Origin of the sequence: Arthrobacter sp. Leaf234 (assembly GCF_001422665.1) — a bacterium.
Lineage (GTDB): Bacteria > Actinomycetota > Actinomycetes > Actinomycetales > Micrococcaceae > Arthrobacter_D.
Map to the genome: position 1 here is coordinate 928,012 of NZ_LMLU01000001.1, position 16,558 is coordinate 944,569.

The 16,558-nt window shown below is 69.5% G+C and carries 12 protein-coding genes; 9 read left to right on the forward strand and 3 right to left on the reverse strand.

The window, feature by feature from the left end:
• The first annotated feature begins 182 nt into the window (after nt 1–182).
• The 5 genes from ASF21_RS04380 (at nt 183) to ASF21_RS04400 (ending at nt 5,123) form a co-directional block, all read left to right on the forward strand.
• Nucleotides 183–605, forward strand: coding sequence for a low molecular weight phosphatase family protein (locus tag ASF21_RS04380; RefSeq protein ID WP_055767262.1), 423 nt, complete (start codon nt 183–185; stop codon nt 603–605).
• A 274-nt stretch (nt 606–879) separates the two neighbouring features.
• On the forward strand, nt 880–2,748 hold the full coding sequence (dnaK, locus tag ASF21_RS04385) for a molecular chaperone DnaK (RefSeq protein ID WP_055767265.1): 1,869 nt from the start codon (nt 880–882) through the stop codon (nt 2,746–2,748).
• A gap of 2 nt (nt 2,749–2,750) precedes the next feature.
• On the forward strand, nt 2,751–3,413 hold the full coding sequence (locus ASF21_RS04390; protein WP_055767268.1) for a nucleotide exchange factor GrpE: 663 nt from the start codon (nt 2,751–2,753) through the stop codon (nt 3,411–3,413).
• 208 nt (nt 3,414–3,621) lie between these two features.
• On the forward strand, nt 3,622–4,617 hold the full coding sequence (locus tag ASF21_RS04395; RefSeq protein WP_055767271.1) for a DnaJ C-terminal domain-containing protein: 996 nt from the start codon (nt 3,622–3,624) through the stop codon (nt 4,615–4,617).
• A 50-nt stretch (nt 4,618–4,667) separates the two neighbouring features.
• Entirely contained in the window at nt 4,668–5,123 is a 456-nt protein-coding gene (locus ASF21_RS04400; RefSeq protein ID WP_055767274.1) for a heat shock protein transcriptional repressor HspR, read from the forward strand.
• Here ASF21_RS04400 and ASF21_RS04405 read toward each other — a convergent pair.
• Entirely contained in the window at nt 5,120–6,163 is a 1,044-nt protein-coding gene (locus tag ASF21_RS04405) for a LacI family DNA-binding transcriptional regulator (RefSeq protein WP_055767277.1), read from the reverse strand. The two genes, ASF21_RS04400 and ASF21_RS04405, sit on opposite strands and share 4 nt — an antisense overlap.
• Nucleotides 6,164–6,309: 146 nt before the next feature.
• Between ASF21_RS04405 and pulA the strand changes: the two genes are divergently transcribed.
• Nucleotides 6,310–9,387, forward strand: coding sequence for a pullulanase-type alpha-1,6-glucosidase (pulA, locus tag ASF21_RS04410; RefSeq protein ID WP_055767280.1), 3,078 nt, complete (start codon nt 6,310–6,312; stop codon nt 9,385–9,387).
• Between the two features lie 66 nt (nt 9,388–9,453).
• Here the strand turns inward: pulA and ASF21_RS04415 are convergent, their stop codons facing one another.
• Nucleotides 9,454–10,467: a LacI family DNA-binding transcriptional regulator gene (locus ASF21_RS04415; RefSeq protein ID WP_055767283.1), complete on the reverse strand. Its 1,014-nt coding sequence runs from the start codon at nt 10,465–10,467 to the stop codon at nt 9,454–9,456.
• Nucleotides 10,468–10,575: 108 nt separating this feature from the next.
• Nucleotides 10,576–12,315, reverse strand: a complete 1,740-nt coding sequence (locus ASF21_RS04420) for a glycoside hydrolase family 13 protein (RefSeq protein WP_055767285.1) — start codon at nt 12,313–12,315, stop codon at nt 10,576–10,578.
• A gap of 255 nt (nt 12,316–12,570) precedes the next feature.
• Between ASF21_RS04420 and ASF21_RS04425 the strand changes: the two genes are divergently transcribed.
• From ASF21_RS04425 to ASF21_RS04435, 3 genes are all read left to right on the forward strand, one after another.
• The gene (locus tag ASF21_RS04425; protein WP_055767288.1) at nt 12,571–13,881 is read left to right on the forward strand and encodes a maltose ABC transporter substrate-binding protein; all 1,311 of its coding nucleotides are present in this window, start codon (nt 12,571–12,573) and stop codon (nt 13,879–13,881) included.
• Between the two features lie 136 nt (nt 13,882–14,017).
• Nucleotides 14,018–15,619, forward strand: a complete 1,602-nt coding sequence (locus tag ASF21_RS04430) for an ABC transporter permease subunit (protein WP_055767291.1) — start codon at nt 14,018–14,020, stop codon at nt 15,617–15,619.
• Nucleotides 15,616–16,557, forward strand: a complete 942-nt coding sequence (locus ASF21_RS04435; RefSeq protein WP_055767295.1) for a sugar ABC transporter permease — start codon at nt 15,616–15,618, stop codon at nt 16,555–16,557. The genes ASF21_RS04430 and ASF21_RS04435 overlap by 4 nt, the downstream gene beginning before the upstream one ends.
• Nucleotide 16,558: the final 1 nt, after the last annotated feature.

Below are 16,558 nucleotides of genomic sequence, written 5' to 3' on the forward strand. Positions count from 1 at the left end.
GGACCGTGCGCAGCCCTGCAGGGGAGAGCGTCGACGGTGCAGTCGACGGTGCAGTCGACGGTGCATAGGCTGGGTCCGGGAAGCCGAGCCCCGCGTCATGCACGGCCCGTCCCGCCTCCTGATCCCCGGCCTCCGATCCGCGACCCCTGATCCCGACCTCCAGAGCAGAAGTGAGTACCCCGATGAGCTTCAAGGCAGCCACGCCCTCGGTCCTGTTCGTGTGCGTCAAGAACGGGGGCAAGTCACAGATGGCGGCCGGCCTCATGGACAGGGTGGCCGGGGGTGCCGTCGCCAGCGCCTCCGCCGGGTCGAAGCCCGGGTCTGCCGTCAACGGCCTCTCCGCGGAGGTCCTGGCCGAGCTGGGGATCGACATCAGCCGGAACATGCCCCGGCGGATCACCCGCGAGGACCAGGAGCGGGCGGACCTCGTCGTCGTCCTGGGTGCCGAGGCGCAGGTCGACGAGGTCGACGGCACGCTCTACGAGCGATGGGAGACGGACGAGCCCGGTGAACGCGGTATCGAGGGGATCGAGCGCATGCGCCTGGTCCGGGACGACATCCTCGAACGCGTCACCGCCCTGCACGCCGCCCTCACCCGCCGGTAGTGCGCCGGCGGACCAGCCCGTCCGGCATCCGCCGGCCTGCCGGGGTGCACGTCCATCCGCGTGTCTTCTCCGTGGTGTCGGAGCCCCCCACACACACGCGATCTCTCCCCGGCGGACCTGATGGAGCCGACCGCCCGAGGAGGAGTTGAGTCGACCCGACTCAAGGTGATTTGGTGCCTCGAGCCCTCGGGCCTATAGTTGAGTGCAGAACGCTCAATCTACGCGCCCGGCGGATGAGCGCCTCGCAAATCCCGGGCAGTCGAAAGGAAATTGCATGTCACGTGCAGTAGGTATTGACCTCGGAACCACCAACTCGGTCGTCTCGGTTCTCGAAGGCGGCGAGCCCACCGTCATCGCGAACGCCGAGGGCGCCCGCACCACGCCGTCGATCGTCGCATTCTCCAAGTCCGGCGAGGTGCTGGTCGGCGAGATCGCCAAGCGCCAGGCCGTCAACAACATCGACCGCACCATCGCGTCGGTCAAGCGCCACATGGGTACCGACTGGAACGTCGACATCGACGGCAAGAAGTACACCGCGCAGGAGATCTCCGCACGCACGCTGCAGAAGCTGAAGACCGACGCCGAGAGCTACCTCGGCGAGAAGGTCACGGACGCCGTCATCACCGTGCCCGCCTACTTCAACGACGCCGAGCGCCAGGCCACCAAGGAGGCCGGCGAGATCGCGGGCCTGAAGGTCCTGCGCATCGTCAACGAGCCCACCGCGGCCGCTCTCGCCTACGGGCTCGACAAGGGCAAGGAGGACGAGCTCATCCTCGTCTTCGACCTCGGCGGCGGAACGTTCGACGTCTCGCTCCTCGAGGTGGGCAAGGACGAGGACGCCTTCTCCACGATCCAGGTCCGCTCCACCGCCGGTGACAACCGGCTCGGCGGCGACGACTGGGACCAGCGCGTGGTCGACTACCTGCTGTCGCAGGCCAAGGCCAAGGGTGCGGACCTGTCCAAGGACAAGATCGCCCTGCAGCGTCTGAAGGAGGCTGCGGAGCAGGCCAAGAAGGAACTCTCCTCGGCCACCTCCACCAACATCTCGCTGCAGTACCTCTCCGTCACGGCGGACGGTCCCGTCCACCTGGACGAGCACCTCTCGCGCGCCAAGTTCCAGGACCTGACCAAGGACCTGCTGGACCGCACCAAGAAGCCGTTCAACGACGTCATCGCCGAGGCCGGGATCAAGGTCGCCGACATCGACCACATCGTCCTGGTCGGCGGATCCACGCGTATGCCCGCGGTCGGTGAGCTCGTCAAGGAGCTCGCAGGCGGCAAGGAGCCCAACAAGGGCGTCAACCCGGACGAGGTCGTGGCCGTCGGTGCCGCACTGCAGGCCGGCGTCCTCAAGGGCGAGCGCAAGGACGTCCTGCTCATCGACGTCACCCCGCTGTCCCTCGGCATCGAGACCAAGGGCGGCATGATGACCAAGCTCATCGAGCGCAACACGGCCATCCCGACCAAGCGCAGCGAGACCTTCACGACGGCGGACGACAACCAGCCGTCCGTGGCCATCCAGGTCTTCCAGGGCGAGCGCGAGTTCACCCGTGACAACAAGCCGCTGGGCACGTTCGAGCTGACCGGCATCGCGCCGGCCCCCCGCGGGGTGCCGCAGGTCGAGGTCACCTTCGACATCGACGCCAACGGCATCGTCCACGTGTCCGCGAAGGACAAGGGCACGGGTACCGAGCAGTCGATGACCATCACCGGTGGTTCCTCGCTCTCCAAGGAGGACATCGAGCGCATGGTCCGCGAGGCCGAGGAGCACGCGGCCGAGGACAAGAAGCGCCGCGAGGCGGCCGACGTCCGCAACGGCGCCGAGCAGCTCGCCTACTCGGTGGACAAGCTGATCGCCGACAACGCGGACAAGCTGCCCGAGGAGGTCAGGACCGAGGTCCAGGCCGACGTCGACGCCCTCAAGAAGGCGCTCGAGTCGCAGGACAACGACGACGAGGTGAAGTCGGCCTTCGAGAAGCTGCAGGCATCCCAGTCCAAGCTCGGCGAAGCGATCTACGCTTCGGCCCAGCAGGACGCGGGGCAGGCCGGTGGCGCACCCGCCGACGACCAGCCGACGGCCGAGGGCTCCGACGAGGACATCGTCGACGCCGAGGTCGTGGACGACGACAACGAGAAGAAGTAGTCATGCCGCACCACGGAAATGAAGAAGAGCACCAGTCGGAGCCGGTGAGCTTCCGTGACAACCGGAAGATCGACCCGGAAACGGGCGAAGTCCGTGGGCAGCAGAACGACGCCGGCGCCCCGGCCGCGGAGGATCCCGCGGCCGGGGAGCAGGCAGCGCCCTCGGGCGACGCCTCCGAGGGGGACGCCCTGGCCCAGGCCGAGGCCATCCTCAATGAGGCGGGCGCGGAGGGCGAGAGCAATCCGGCCGTGGACGTCGTCGCGGACCTGCGGAACGACCTCCTCCGGCTCCAGGCGGAATACGTCAACTACCGGCGCCGCGTCGAGCGTGACCGGGACGTCGCCCGTGACCAGGCGGTCATCGGCGTGCTCAACTCGCTGATGCCCGTCCTCGACGACATCGACGCCGCACGCCAGCACGGCGACCTCGCCGGGGGGCCGTTCGCGGCCATCGCCGGCAAGCTCGAGAACGTCCTCAAGGCGTACGAGCTCACCCGGATCGACGAGGTCGGCGTCGCCTTCGACCCGAACGTCCACGAGGCGCTCATGCAGCAGCCGAGTGCCGACGTGCAGGCCGACAGCGTCAGCCAGATCCTCCGCGCGGGCTACCGTAAGGGCGAGCGCGTCCTCCGGGCCGCCCAGGTCATCGTGGCGGTTCCGGAGTAACTGGAACACCGGGTGGGGCAGTCTTCCCGGGCCGACGAGATTCCTGAGCTCGCAGAGCTCGCTCCGGAAGATCAAGGGCCCCGCAGAAGACAGCCCCACCCGTCTTTCCCGACCTGACCGGTCGGGAGGAAACGGCCGGGCGCTCGGGGTACGCCCGGACCCGTCCGGCCCCCACATCTTCAGCAGTACCTACGGAAGGAGACGCCCAGTGGCCAGTCAGGATTGGGTCGACAAGGATTTCTACAAGATCCTGGGTGTCTCCAAAGATGCGTCCGACGCCGATATCAAGAAGGCGTACCGCAAGCTCGCCCGCAAGCACCACCCCGACCAGAACCAGGGTGACGCCGGGTCCGAGCGCATGTTCAAGGACGTGTCCGAGGCCTACTCGGTCCTGTCCGACGCCGAGCAGCGCCAGCAGTACGACGCCATCCGCGCCATGGGCGGTGGTGCCCGATTCTCCGCCGGTGGTCCGGGTGGGGGCGCGGGAGCCGGTGCCGGGTTCGAGGACATCTTCGGCAACCTCTTCGGCCAGGGCGCAGGGCCGCGCCAGCGCACGGGGTTCTCGAACAGCACCCTCCCCCCGGAGTTCGCCGATCTCTTCGGCGGCGGCGGGATGGGCGGCAGCAGCTTCCCCGGCGGCTTCCAGCAGTCCCGCCCGCAGAAGGGCGCGGACCGGACGGCCAGCACCTCCATCTCCTTCGCCGGTGCCATCAACGGCACCACGATCGGCCTGCGTGAGCCGTCGGGCGAGCAGATCGACGTACGGATCCCCGCCGGCATCCGCGACGGACAGAAGGTCCGGGTCAAGGGCAAGGGCCAGCCCGGCCAGGCAGGTCCGGGCGACCTCATGGTCGCGGTGTCCGTCAAGGAGCACCCGCTGTTCAAGCGCGACGGCGACACCATCCGCCTGACCGTGCCCGTCACGTTCCCCGAGGCCGCCCTCGGAGCGCAGATCGAGGTCCCGACCCTCACGGGTGAGCTCGTGAAGATGCGTATCCCCGCAGGGACGCCGTCGGGCCGTACCCTCCGCCTCAAGGGCCGCGGTGTGAAGACGTCGAAGACCACGGGAGACCTGCTGGTGACCGTCGAGGTGGTGGTGCCGCAGAACCTGTCCAAGGAGGCGGAAGCCGCCGTCGAGGCGTTCAGGGACGCGACGAAGGACGCCGATCCCCGGGACGGCCTGGCCGCGAAGGCGCGCCTGTAACAGTACATTTGAGCGAACGCCGGGAGGACCGGCACGGAAGGAGGCCACCGATGGACTACACGATGCCCGTGTACGTCATCTCCGTGGCCGCGGAGCTCGCCGACATGCACCCGCAGACGCTGCGGCAGTACGACCGGCTGGGACTCGTCACGCCCAGCCGTGCCCCGGGACGGGCGCGGCGCTATTCCCAGAAGGACGTCGGGACCCTGCGGGAGATCCAGCGGCTCTCCCAGGAGGGCGTGTCCCTCGAGGGCATCCGCCGCATCCTCGACCTCGAGAACCAGGTCGCGGCGCTCCGGTCCCGCGTGGGCGAGCTGACCGCGGAACTCGCGCAGCGGCGCGTGCAGGCCGAGTCGGGGCGCGTCTTCGCCGCCGGTCTCGCGGGCGACGTCGTCACCCTCGCGCGCGGGCAGCGCCCCCGCCCGCGGAGCCAGGCCGTCGTGGTGTGGCGACCGGAGGCCGTCCGGCCTCCTCTGGGGCAGCTGCCCCTGCGCGCCGCGAACTAGGGCGCGGTCCTGACCGCCGGTCCTGCTCCGGTGGAGCCACGGACCACGAGGTCCGCCTGGAAGAGGATGTCCGAGCGGGAGGTGCGGTCGCCGGCGAGTTCGGTGACGAGGGCGTGGACGGCGGCCTCCGCCATCGCGGTGATGTTCTGCCGGAGCGTGGTCAGGGGCGGGTCGGTGAAGGCCATGAGCGGTGAGTCGTCGAAGCCGACCACCGAGATGTCCTCGGGGACCCGTAGCCCGCGCGTCTGCGCCGCACGCATCGCGCCGAGTGCCATGACGTCGGAGGCGCAGACGATGCCGGTGTGGCCGCTGTCGATCAGCTCGTCGGCGGCACTCTGGCCTCCCTCGATGGTGAACATGCTCGTCGCGATGTGCGGATCGGCATCGTCCTCGCCGAGGAACTGGAGGAGCCCGGCACGGAAGCCCTCGAGCTTCCGGCGGCTCGGGATGAACCGGTCCGAGCCCGTCGCGAATCCCACGCGCTGGTGCCCCTGCGCCACGAGGTGGCGGACAGCGGTCCGGATCGCGGTGGCGTCGTCGTTCGAGACGGACGGCGCGTCGATCTCGGGGCGGGCGCCGTTGACCAGCACGAACGGCACGCGGCCGCGCAGCCGGCGGTAGCGCTCCACGCTCGCCCGACCGTCCGAGTGCGCGGCGCAGACGAAGATGATGCCGCTGACGCCCTGGTCCAGCATCAGGGCCACGTACTCGTCCTCCGTGATGCCCCCGCCGGGCAGTGTGCAGAGGGCGGGGATGTAGTCGTTCGGTGCCAGCAGGGCGGCGATCGCCCCCGCGAAGGCCGGGAAGATGGGATTGACGAGATCGGGCACCACGACGCCGATCTGCCCCTTCGACCGGCCGGCCGTCCGCGCCGGGCGCTCGTAGCCCAGGCTGTCCATGGCCGCGAGCACCGCCTGCCGGGTCTCCTGCGAGGCGCCGCCCTTGCCGTTCAGCACCCGTGACACGGTGGGCACGCTGACGCCGGCCGTCCGGGCGACGTCGTCCAGGCGGGGGCGGTCGGTCCGGGTCTCGGAAGTCATGAGGTCAATCTAGCGCAGGCGGCCTCCAGGCGTAGAAAGTTTTCGTGAAAGTTGCTTGACGACGGGTCATGCCCCTCCCTAGGGTCGGGAGAACCACTCCTGGACAGTCCGGCTGCGCAGCGACGCGCGGTCGGGGAAGGACCACCATGACACTCCTCGACACCACGGCCCGGCCGGCGCGGGGGCCGGCTGCCCCACGCGCGTCCCGGCTCGCCGCCGTCGTCCTCTCCCTGCCCCTCCTCGCCACCCTGACGCCCGCGCCGGCGCTCGCGGACCACACGGCCGTGCCGGGCACGGTGGCCCTCGTCGGTTCGCTGCAATCGGAACTCGGCTGCCCCGGCGACTGGCAGCCCGAGTGCGCAGCGACAAGACTTGCCCCCGAGCCCGGATCACCGGACACCTGGACGGCGACCTTCGACGTCCCCGCGGGCTCCTACGAGTACAAGGTGGCGCTGAACGATGCATGGGGCGAGAACTACGGTGCGGACGGGGCGGCGGGTGGTGCGAACCTGGCCCTCGAGGCTCCCGGGGGCCCCGTCACCTTCACCTACGACCACCGCACGCACGTGATCTCCAGCGACGTCCCCGCGGCCCCGACGGCGACCACGGCCGGGCACTGGCTCACCCCCGAAACGCTCGCCTGGGACGTGGATCTCCCCGACGGCACGCGGTACCGCCTGTACTCGTCGCCCGACGGCGGCCTGGCGGTCGAGGACGGCGCCGTCGTCGGGGGCGCCTCCCTCGATCTCTCCGTGAGCGGATCGCAGCTCGCCCCCGCACTCGCGGCGAGATACCCGCACCTCTCCTCCCTCACCACCCTCACGCTCGGGAAGAAGGACGTGCGGAAGGCAGGTGAGCTCCTCAGGGGCCAGCTGCTGCTCGCGGCCCTCGCACCGGACGGGTCCGTCCTCGCCGCCACCGGGGTGCAGGTGCCGGGGGTGCTGGACAGCCTCTACGCCGGTGCGGCACGGCAGGAGCTCGGCCTGAGCTGGAAGGGCCGGAAGCCCCAGCTCGACCTGTGGGCTCCGACCGCCCGCAGCGTCTCGGTCCAGGTCTTCCGGGACGGGACGGGCGGCAGCCCGATCACCACCCGCGCGTTGCGCGCGGGCAAGGACGGCGTGTGGAGCGTCAAGGGCGAGAAGGACTGGAAGGGCGCGTACTACGTGTACGACGTCGAGGTCTTCGTCCCCGAGACCGGCGCCGTCGAGCACAACATCGTCACCGACCCCTACAGCGTGGGCCTGTCGACGAACTCCGAGCGGTCCCTGATCGTGGATCTCGAGGACCCGGCACTCATGCCGCAGTCGTGGTCACGCCTCGCCAAGCCGGCCGTCCAGAAGCCCGAGGAGCTGTCCGTCTACGAACTGCACGTGCGCGACTTCTCGATCACCGACACCACGGTGCCCGAGGCCGAGCGTGGCACCTACGCGGCCTTCGGGCGCTCCGGCAGCGACGGCATGACGCGGCTCTCGGACCTCGCGTCCAGTGGCCTGAACGCCGTGCACCTGCTCCCGGTGAACGACATCGGCACCATCGAGGAGGACCGCGCACTCCAGGCGGAGCCCGGCTGCGATCTCGACTCCTTCGCGCCCGACGGCACGGAACAGCAGGAGTGCGTCACGGCCGTGGCCGGCCAGGACGGCTTCAACTGGGGGTACGATCCCCTGCACTACACGACGCCCGAGGGCTCCTACTCGACCGATCCGTCGGACGGGACCCGCATCGCCGAGTTCCGCACCATGGTCTCCTCGCTGAACACCGCCGGGCTCCGCGTGATCCAGGACGTCGTCTACAACCACACCGCCGGCGCGGGCCAGTCCTCGACCAACAACCTCGACCGGATCGTGCCCGGCTACTACCACCGGCTGAACCCCGCGTCGGGCGCCGTCGAGACCTCGACCTGCTGCCCCAACACCGCCACCGAGCACACCATGATGGGCAAGCTGATGGTGGACTCCATCGTCACCCTCGCCAGGACGTACAAGCTCGACGGCTTCCGCTTCGACCTCATGGGACACCACTCCAAGCAGAACATCCTCGACGTCCGGGCGGCCCTCGACGGGCTGACGCTCGAGCGCGACGGCGTCGACGGGAAGTCCGTCTACCTGTACGGCGAGGGCTGGAACTTCGGTGAGGTGGCCGACAACGCCCGGTTCGAGCAGGCGACGCAAACGACCATGGCCGGCACGGGCATCGGAACGTTCAACGACCGCCTGCGCGACGCCGTGCGCGGCGGCGGTCCGTTCGACGGCGACCCCCGGATCCAGGGCTTCGCCTCCGGCCTGCTCACCGACCCCAACGGCGTCGAGGGGAACGGCACGGAGGAGGAGCAGCGGGCCCGCCTGCTGCTGTCCCAGGACCAGATCCGCGTGGGACTGACCGGCAACCTCAGGGACTACCGGTTCACGGACCGCCTCGGCAACGAGGTGACCGGCGCCGGAGTGGACTACAACGGCTCACCCGCCGGGTACACCGCGGACCCGCAGGAGGCGATCACCTACGTCGAGGCGCACGACAACGAGACGCTCTTCGACGCACTGGCCTTCAAGCTGCCCACGGACACCGCAATGGCGGACCGGATCCGGATGCAGACCCTGGCGCTCTCGACGACGGCGTTCGGCCAGGGGATCTCCTTCTGGCACGCGGGCGGCGAAGCGCTCCGCAGCAAGTCGCTGGACCGCAACAGCTACGATTCCGGCGACTGGTTCAACGTCCTCGACCACACGGGCACCGACAACGGCTTCGGCAGGGGCCTCCCGCCCCGGGCGGACAACGAGGACAAGTACGCCTTCATGCAGCCGCTGCTCGCCGATCCCGCCCTCAAGCCGACCGCGGCGGACATCGAGGCGGCCCGGCTGCAGGCGCAGGAACTGCTCGCCATCCGGCAGGGCAGCCCGCTGTTCAGCCTCGGCACGGCGGACCTCGTGCAGCAGAAGCTGTCCTTCCCGGGCAGCGGTACCGACCAGGCGCCCGGCGTGATCGTCATGCACCTCGACGACACCGTCGGCCCGGACGTCGATCCCGGGCGGAAGGGCATCGTCGTCGTCTTCAACGCGTCCGACGACGCCACGGTGCAGCGGGTCCCTGCCGCAGCCGGAGCCGGCTTCGCCCTGCACACCGTCCAGGCGGAGGGGAGCGACGACGTCGTCCGCGGGGCGACGGCCGCCGCCGACGGCACGTTCACGGTCCCGGCACGGACGGTCGCGGTCTTCGAAGCCCGCTGACCCTGCCCGGGTAGGCCCGGCTCCCGCACGGGGACCGGGCCTTCGTCGTCCGGTGGCGGCCGCGCCTCAGGGCTTCGGGACGGACGTGCTGGAGCGGATGATCAGGGCGGTCCGCGCGGCATGGTTCGTCGGCCGGTGCGCGTCCGGTTCCTGCAGGATCTGCAGGAGCCGCCCGACGGCCCGCCGGCCCTGCTCCTGGGGGAACTGCGCGACCGTCGTCAGGCCGAGGGCCTCACCCAGCTCGTGCCCGTCGATCCCGATCACCGAGACGTCCTCGGGGACGCGCAGTCCCAGTTCGCGCGCGGCGAGGACGGCGCCGATGGCCATCTCGTCGGAGGCGCAGAACACCGCGGTGGGGGTGTCCCGCGGATACCCGAGCAGCTGCTTGGCCTGGGCGTAGCCGCCCTGGATGGTGAAGTCGCCGTCGATCCGCCAGGAGTCCAGGATGTCCAGCCCCGCGGCGGCCATGGCCGACTCGTAGCCGTGCCGACGGGTGCCGGAGATGCGGAAGTCGTTCTCGAAGGCGTCCGAGCCGCCGATGTGGGCGATCCTGCGGTGCCCGAGCGTGATCAGGTGCTCGGTGGCCAGTTCCGCGATCTCGTGGTCGTTGACGCTGTAGGTCTCGGCTCCGGGCAGCGGGCCGCCGATGCCCACGACCGGCTTCCCGACCGCCAGGAGCTGGCCCAGTTCGTCACGGCTCAGCTCGAGCGAGACGGGGATGACGCCGTCGCACCGCTGCCGCAGCAGGAACTCCGACAGGACGCGGTCCCGGGACCCGGCGTCCTCGTTCAGGTTGTACAGCGTGAGGTCGTACCCCGCCTCGAGGAGGGATGCGGCCACGCTGTCGAGGATCTGGGAGTAGTACCAGCGGGCCACGGACGGGACGACGACGCCGATGTTGCGGTGCCGTCCCGAGGCGAGGGACGACGCCGTCGAACTGACCACGAAGTCGAGTTCCTTCGCGGCCTGCAGCACGCGGGCCCGGGCCCGCTCGGACACGCGCCCGTTCCCGCTGAGGGCACGGGAGACGGTGGCCGTGGAGACGCCGGCGAGTTCGGCGACATCCTTGATCCCGGCCATGGTCCCCCTGGGTCTGCGCTCCCGGCCGGTAGGGCCGGCACGGGACGATGTGAAGGGCGCGCCGGTCGGCGGGCCCCGCCCGATCATCCCGGATCGGGCGCGGATCCGCTATCCGGCGGTGCTGAGGATCCAGACGCAGGCGTCCGGGACCAGCAGGCCGTCCTCCACCGCGCCGGCCGTGCTGGCCGCGATGACCGTGCCGGGAGGCAGGGGAGCGGCGAACTCACCCATGTTGAGGATCACGAGCACCTCGCCGTTGAGGAAGGCGACGACGTCGCTCTGCTCGAACGGCCGGGACCAGCTCAGTGATCCCGCACCGAGGCGCAGATCCCGCCTCAGCTGCAGGGCCGTGCGGTAGAGGGACAGGGTGGAATCCGGGTCCGCAGCCTGGACGTCGCGGGCGAACCCGGCCCAGCCCTCGGGCTGGGGGAGCCATGGTGCTGCGGTCGAGTCCGCCCCGCCGAACCCTGAGGACGGCTGGTCCGCGCGCCACGGCAGCGGTACGCGGCACCCGTCACGGCCGATCCGCTCGCCCCCGGTCCGGGCGAAGGTCGGATCCTGGCGGGCGTCGTCGGGCATGGAGGTGTGGTCGGGGAGACCGAGCTCCTCGCCCTGGTAGAGATAGATGCCGCCGGGCAGGGCGAACATGGCGAGCGACGCCGCCCTGGCGCGGGCGAGGCCGGTGTGGAGATCAGGCTGGGGGTCGCTGTGCCCGATCCCGTCACCACCGCGGGGCGTGCCGTCGGTGAGGCCGAAGCGGCTGGTGTGCCGGACGACGTCGTGGTTGCTGAGCACCCAGGTGGTGGGCGCCGCCACGGCGTCGAAGGCCGTGAGCGAGGAAGAGATGACGTCGCGCAGGGCGTGGGCGTTCCACGGGTGGTGCAGGTAGGCGAAGTTGAACGCCTGGTGCATCTCGTCCGCGCGGACCCAGTCGGTCAGCCGGGGCAGGGGATCGATCGAGGCCTCGGCGCAGAGGATGCGTTCGCCGTCGTACTCGGCGAGGATCGCCCGCCACCGGCGGTAGATCGCGTGCACCTCGTCCTGGCCGAACATCGGTGCCTCCCAGCCGGGGAAGCCGTCGGTGGAGCCGCCGTCGGCGCGTCCGCCCCAGTCGGGCAGCCCCTCGGCCTTGATGAGGGCGTGCGCCACGTCCACGCGGAAGCCGCCGACGCCGCGGTCCAGCCAGAAACGCAGGACACGCTCGAACTCCGCGCGCACGGCCGGGTTGTCCCAGTCGAAGTCGGGCTGCGAGGAGTCGAAGAGGTGCAGGTACCACTGGCCGGGGGCGCCGTCCGCAGCGACGGTCCGGGTCCACGCGGGCCCGCCGAAGTGGGACTGCCAGTTGTTCGGCGGGATGCTGCCGTCCTCGCCGCGGCCGTCGCGGAAGATGAACATCGCGCGCTCGGGGGAGCCGGCGGGTGCGGCGAGGGCGGCCTGGAAGAGGGTGTGGTCGCTGGAGCAGTGGTTGGGGACGAGGTCCACGATCACGCGGATCCCGAGGGCATCCGCCCGCCCGACGAGGGCGTCGAAGTCGCCCAGCGTGCCGAATCGCGGGTCGACGTCGCAGTAGTCGGCCACGTCGTAGCCGCCGTCGCGCTGGGGCGAGGTGTAGAACGGCGAGAGCCAGACGGCATCGATGCTCAGCTCCGCCAGGCGCGCGAGTTCGTCCGTGATCCCGGGCAGGTCGCCCGTGCCGTCACCGTTGGAGTCACGGAAGGACCGCGGATAGACCTGGTAGATCACGGAGGAACGCCACCACTGGTCCTCCTCGTGCGGTGCGTGCAGCGGAGTGTGGAAGGCGGCGGGCGAGGTCAGGGACTCGCCGAGCAGGGGGGCGATCTCGGGCATGCGGACCATCCTAAGCCCACACCGGGCATGTTCTGGAAGCGTTTCCAACCATCAGTGGGCTGACTTTGTTGGTTTGTCAGCGATATTGCGTTGATCTTGCGTGGACTAGGCAGAAATCTTGCAAGCGTTTACAGTTGTGACTCGGGTCACCGCAGCTCCGTCCCCGGAGCGGTCGTGGCATCGACGTCTCCCGGCTCCAGGACTCCCCGTCCGCCGCCGGGGGACTGACCGAAGACGCTCATGAAAGGTTCACCAATGAAGGTGCGATCCACCCAGCCGACGCGTCGGCACGCTTTGATCACCGGCGTGATGTCGGTTGCAGTCCTGGCCCTCACGGCCTGCGGAGGGGGAGCTTCCGAGTCCTCGTCCACCACCACCACCACCACCACCTCCGCAGCGGCCGCCGACCTCGCCGAGGGTGGATCGACGACCCTCACCATGTGGGTGGACGCCGAGCGCGCCCCGGCCCTCGAGGAGATCACCAAGTCCTTCAAGGAGGACACCGGCATCGAGGTCAAGCTCGCGGTCAAGGACTTTGCCGCAGTGCGCGACGACTTCATCACGCAGGTGCCGACGGGCAAGGGCCCGGACCTGATCGTCGGCCCCCACGACTGGCTGGGCACGTTCGTCCAGAACGGGGTCGTGGCGCCCGTCGAACTCGGCGACAAGGCCGCCGAGTTCCAGGAGTCCGCCGTCCAGGCCATGACCTATGACGGCAGCGTCTACGGCGTCCCCTACGCCCTCGAGAACATCGCACTGCTCCGCAACACGGACCTCGTACCCGAGCCTGCGGACACCTTCGACGAGGTCATCGCCAACGGCGAGGCCGCCGTCGCCGACGGATCCGCCGTCTACCCGTTCCTCGTGGGCATGGACCCCAAGCAGGGAGACCCGTACCACCTGTACCCGCTGCAGACGTCCCTGGGCGTACCGGTCTTCGGCCAGAACGAGGACGGCAGCTACAACGCCGACGAACTGCTGCTCGGCGAGCCCGGCGGTGTCGAGTTCGCGAAGAAGCTCGTGGAATGGGGAGACACCGGATCGAAGATCATCAACTCCAACATCACGGGTGACATCGCCAAGGAGAAGTTCAACGCGGGGGAGTCGCCCTACTTCCTCACCGGTCCCTGGAACGTCCCCGACGCGCAGGCCGCCGGCCTGAACCTCGCCGTGGACAAGCTCCCCACGGTCGGTGACGAGGATGCCCAGCCGTTCATCGGCGTCAACGGCTTCTTCATCTCCTCGCAGAGCGTCAACGCGCTCGCCGCGAACGAGTTCGCCGTGAACTACCTCAGCACCGAGGCCGCACAGGACGCCATGTACGACGTCGGCGGACGCCCCCCGGCGCTGAAGGCCAGCTTCGACAAGGCCGCCTCGGATCCGATCGTCGCAGCCTTCGGCGAGATCGGCGCCAACGGCGTCCCCATGCCGGCACTGCCCGAGATGCAGGCCGTCTGGGCCGACTGGGGAGCCACCGAGCTCGCCCTGATCAAGGGCAGCGGCGACCCCGAGGGCGCCTGGACCACCATGGTCGGCAACATCGAGGCGAAGATCGCCGGACAGTAGGACCCCGCGGCGCCCGTCGTCCAGACGGCGGGCGCCGTCCCGGCTGCTCCGGAAGCAGGCCGGCCACCGCCGGTCGAGCGATTCCCGGCGGTGGCCATCCACCCAGTAGCGTCGCCGATCAACGAAAGCTCCCCCCATGCCCACACTGGCCCCTCCCGGCCCGGCCGCAACGCGCCCGCCGAAGAAGACCGCCCTCCGCGCCGACTCGACCCTCGGCCTGCTCGTGAAGATCGTGCTGCTCGGGCTCGTGGACGCATTCGCCGTCTACGTCATGATCACCCTCTTCCTGCAGGAGAAATGGCTGGTCCTCGTGTTCGCCGCCGTCGTGACGGTGCTGATCAACTGGGTCTACCTGCGCCGGGGCGGCCTGCCCGCCAAGTACCTGGCGCCCGGCATCTTCTTCCTGGTGATCTTCCAGGTCTTCGTCATGATCTACAGCGGCTACGTGGCCTTCACCAACTACGGCGACGGGCACAACAGCACCAAGGCCGACGCCGTGAACGCCATCCAGCTCTCGGCACAGCAGCGCGTCCCCGACTCGCCCGCGTACCGGGTCACGATCCTCGAGCGCGACGGCGTCTTCCACCTCCTGGCCACCGAGCCCGACGGCACGGTCTCGGTCGGCACCACGGGTGAGCCGCTGGAGGAGGCCGAGGACGCCGTCACGGACGGCACCGGCAAGGGCACGGAACTCGAGGGCTACCGCGCCCTGCAGTTCGGCGAGGTCCTCGCGAACCAGGCGGACATCCTCGCGATCACGGTCCCATTCTCCGACGACCCCGAGGACGGCAGCCTGAAGACCGGCGACGGCTCCAACGCCTACGTGTACCGCCCGTCGCTGAGCTACGACGAGGACACCAGCACCTTCACGGACCTCGAGACCGGCGCCACCTACTCCGATCGCGGCGAGGGCTCGTTCCAGTCCGAGGACGGCGAGCAGCTCAGTACCGGATGGAAGATCAATGTCGGCCTCGACAACTTCACGAAGGCGTTCTCGGACCAGAACATCCGGGGGCCGCTCCTCCAGGTGGTCCTCTGGACCTTCACCTTCGCGATCGTCTCGGTGCTCTCGACCTTCGCGCTCGGGCTCTTCCTCGCCAACGCCTTCAACCTGCCGGACCTCCGCGGGAAGCGGATCTACCGGATCCTGATGATCCTGCCGTACGCCTTCCCGGCGTTCCTGGCCGGCCTCGTCTGGTCCGGTCTGCTCAACCCGGAGTTCGGGTTCGTCAACAACACCTTCTTCGGCGGCGCGGACATCCCCTGGCTGACCGACCCGGTCCTCGCGAAGGTCAGCGTGCTCGTGGTCAACCTGTGGCTCGGGTTCCCCTACATGTTCCTGGTGTGCACGGGAGCGCTGCAGTCGCTGCCCGAGGAGGTCAACGAGGCCGCCCGCATGGACGGTGCCTCCGCCTGGCGTACCTTCACCGCCATCAAGCTGCCGCTGCTGCTCGTCTCCGTGGCGCCCCTGCTGATCGCGAGCTTCGCGTTCAACTTCAACAACTTCAACGTCATCTACATGCTGACGGACGGCGGGCCCCGCTTCGACAACACGACGGCGAACATCGGCCACACCGACATCCTCATCACCATGGTCTACGAGATCGCCTTCGGGACAGGTGTGGGCCGCGACTACGGCCTCGCCAGTGCCCTGTCCATCATCATCTTCATCATCGTCGCCGTGATCTCCGCCATCAGTTTCCGGCAGACCAAGGCTCTGGAGGACATCAACGGATGACCACGTTCATCGATCCGCAGGCAGTAGCACCGGCACCCACCCCGTCCGGGGGGTCCGGTTCCGTCCCCGCACAGCGCAAGCGTTCCTTCGGCCAGTGGTTCCGGCACAAGGGCTGGCGGCACGTGGTCGGCGTCGTCACGACGGTCTTCGCCGTGTTCCCCCTCCTGTACGTCCTCTCCGCCGCCCTGAACTCGAACGGCACCATGGCCGGGTCCAACGCCCTGTTCACCGCGTTCGACGGTGGCAACTTCGAGGCCCTGTTCAGCGATCCCACGCGTCCCTTCGGCCGCTGGTTCATGAACACCATGGTGATCGGCGTGGTGACGAGCGCGGCCACCGTGTTCCTCGGGGCGCTGGCCGCCTACGCGTTCAGCCGCATGCGCTTCACGGGGCGCCGCGTCAGCCTGCTGTCGCTGCTGATCCTCCAGATGTTCCCCCAGCTGCTCGCCGTCGTCGCGATCTTCCTGCTCCTCAATGCGATCACCGACGTCGTGCCCTGGCTGGGCCTCGGCAGCCAGCTCGGCCTGATCATGGTCTACCTCGGCGGAGCGCTCGGCGTGAACACGTACCTCATGTACGGGTTCTTCAACACCGTGCCGAAGTCGCTCGACGAGGCCGCGCGGATCGACGGCGCGAGCCACGTGCAGGTGTTCTTCACGATCATCCTGCCGCTCGTCACGCCGATCCTCGCCGTCGTCGGGCTGCTGGCGTTCATCGGGCTGAGCAGCGAGTTCGTCATCGCCAGCGTGGTGCTCACGGACCCGGAGTCGCAGACCCTCGCCGTGGGCCTCTACTCCTACGTGGCGCAGCAGCGCTCCGAGAACTGGGGCGTCTTCGCCGCCGGCGCCGTGCTGGCAGCGGTCCCGGTGATGGCCCTGTTCCTGTTCCTGCAGAAGTACATCACCAACGGTCTCGTGGCCGGTTCCGTCAAGGGCTGAC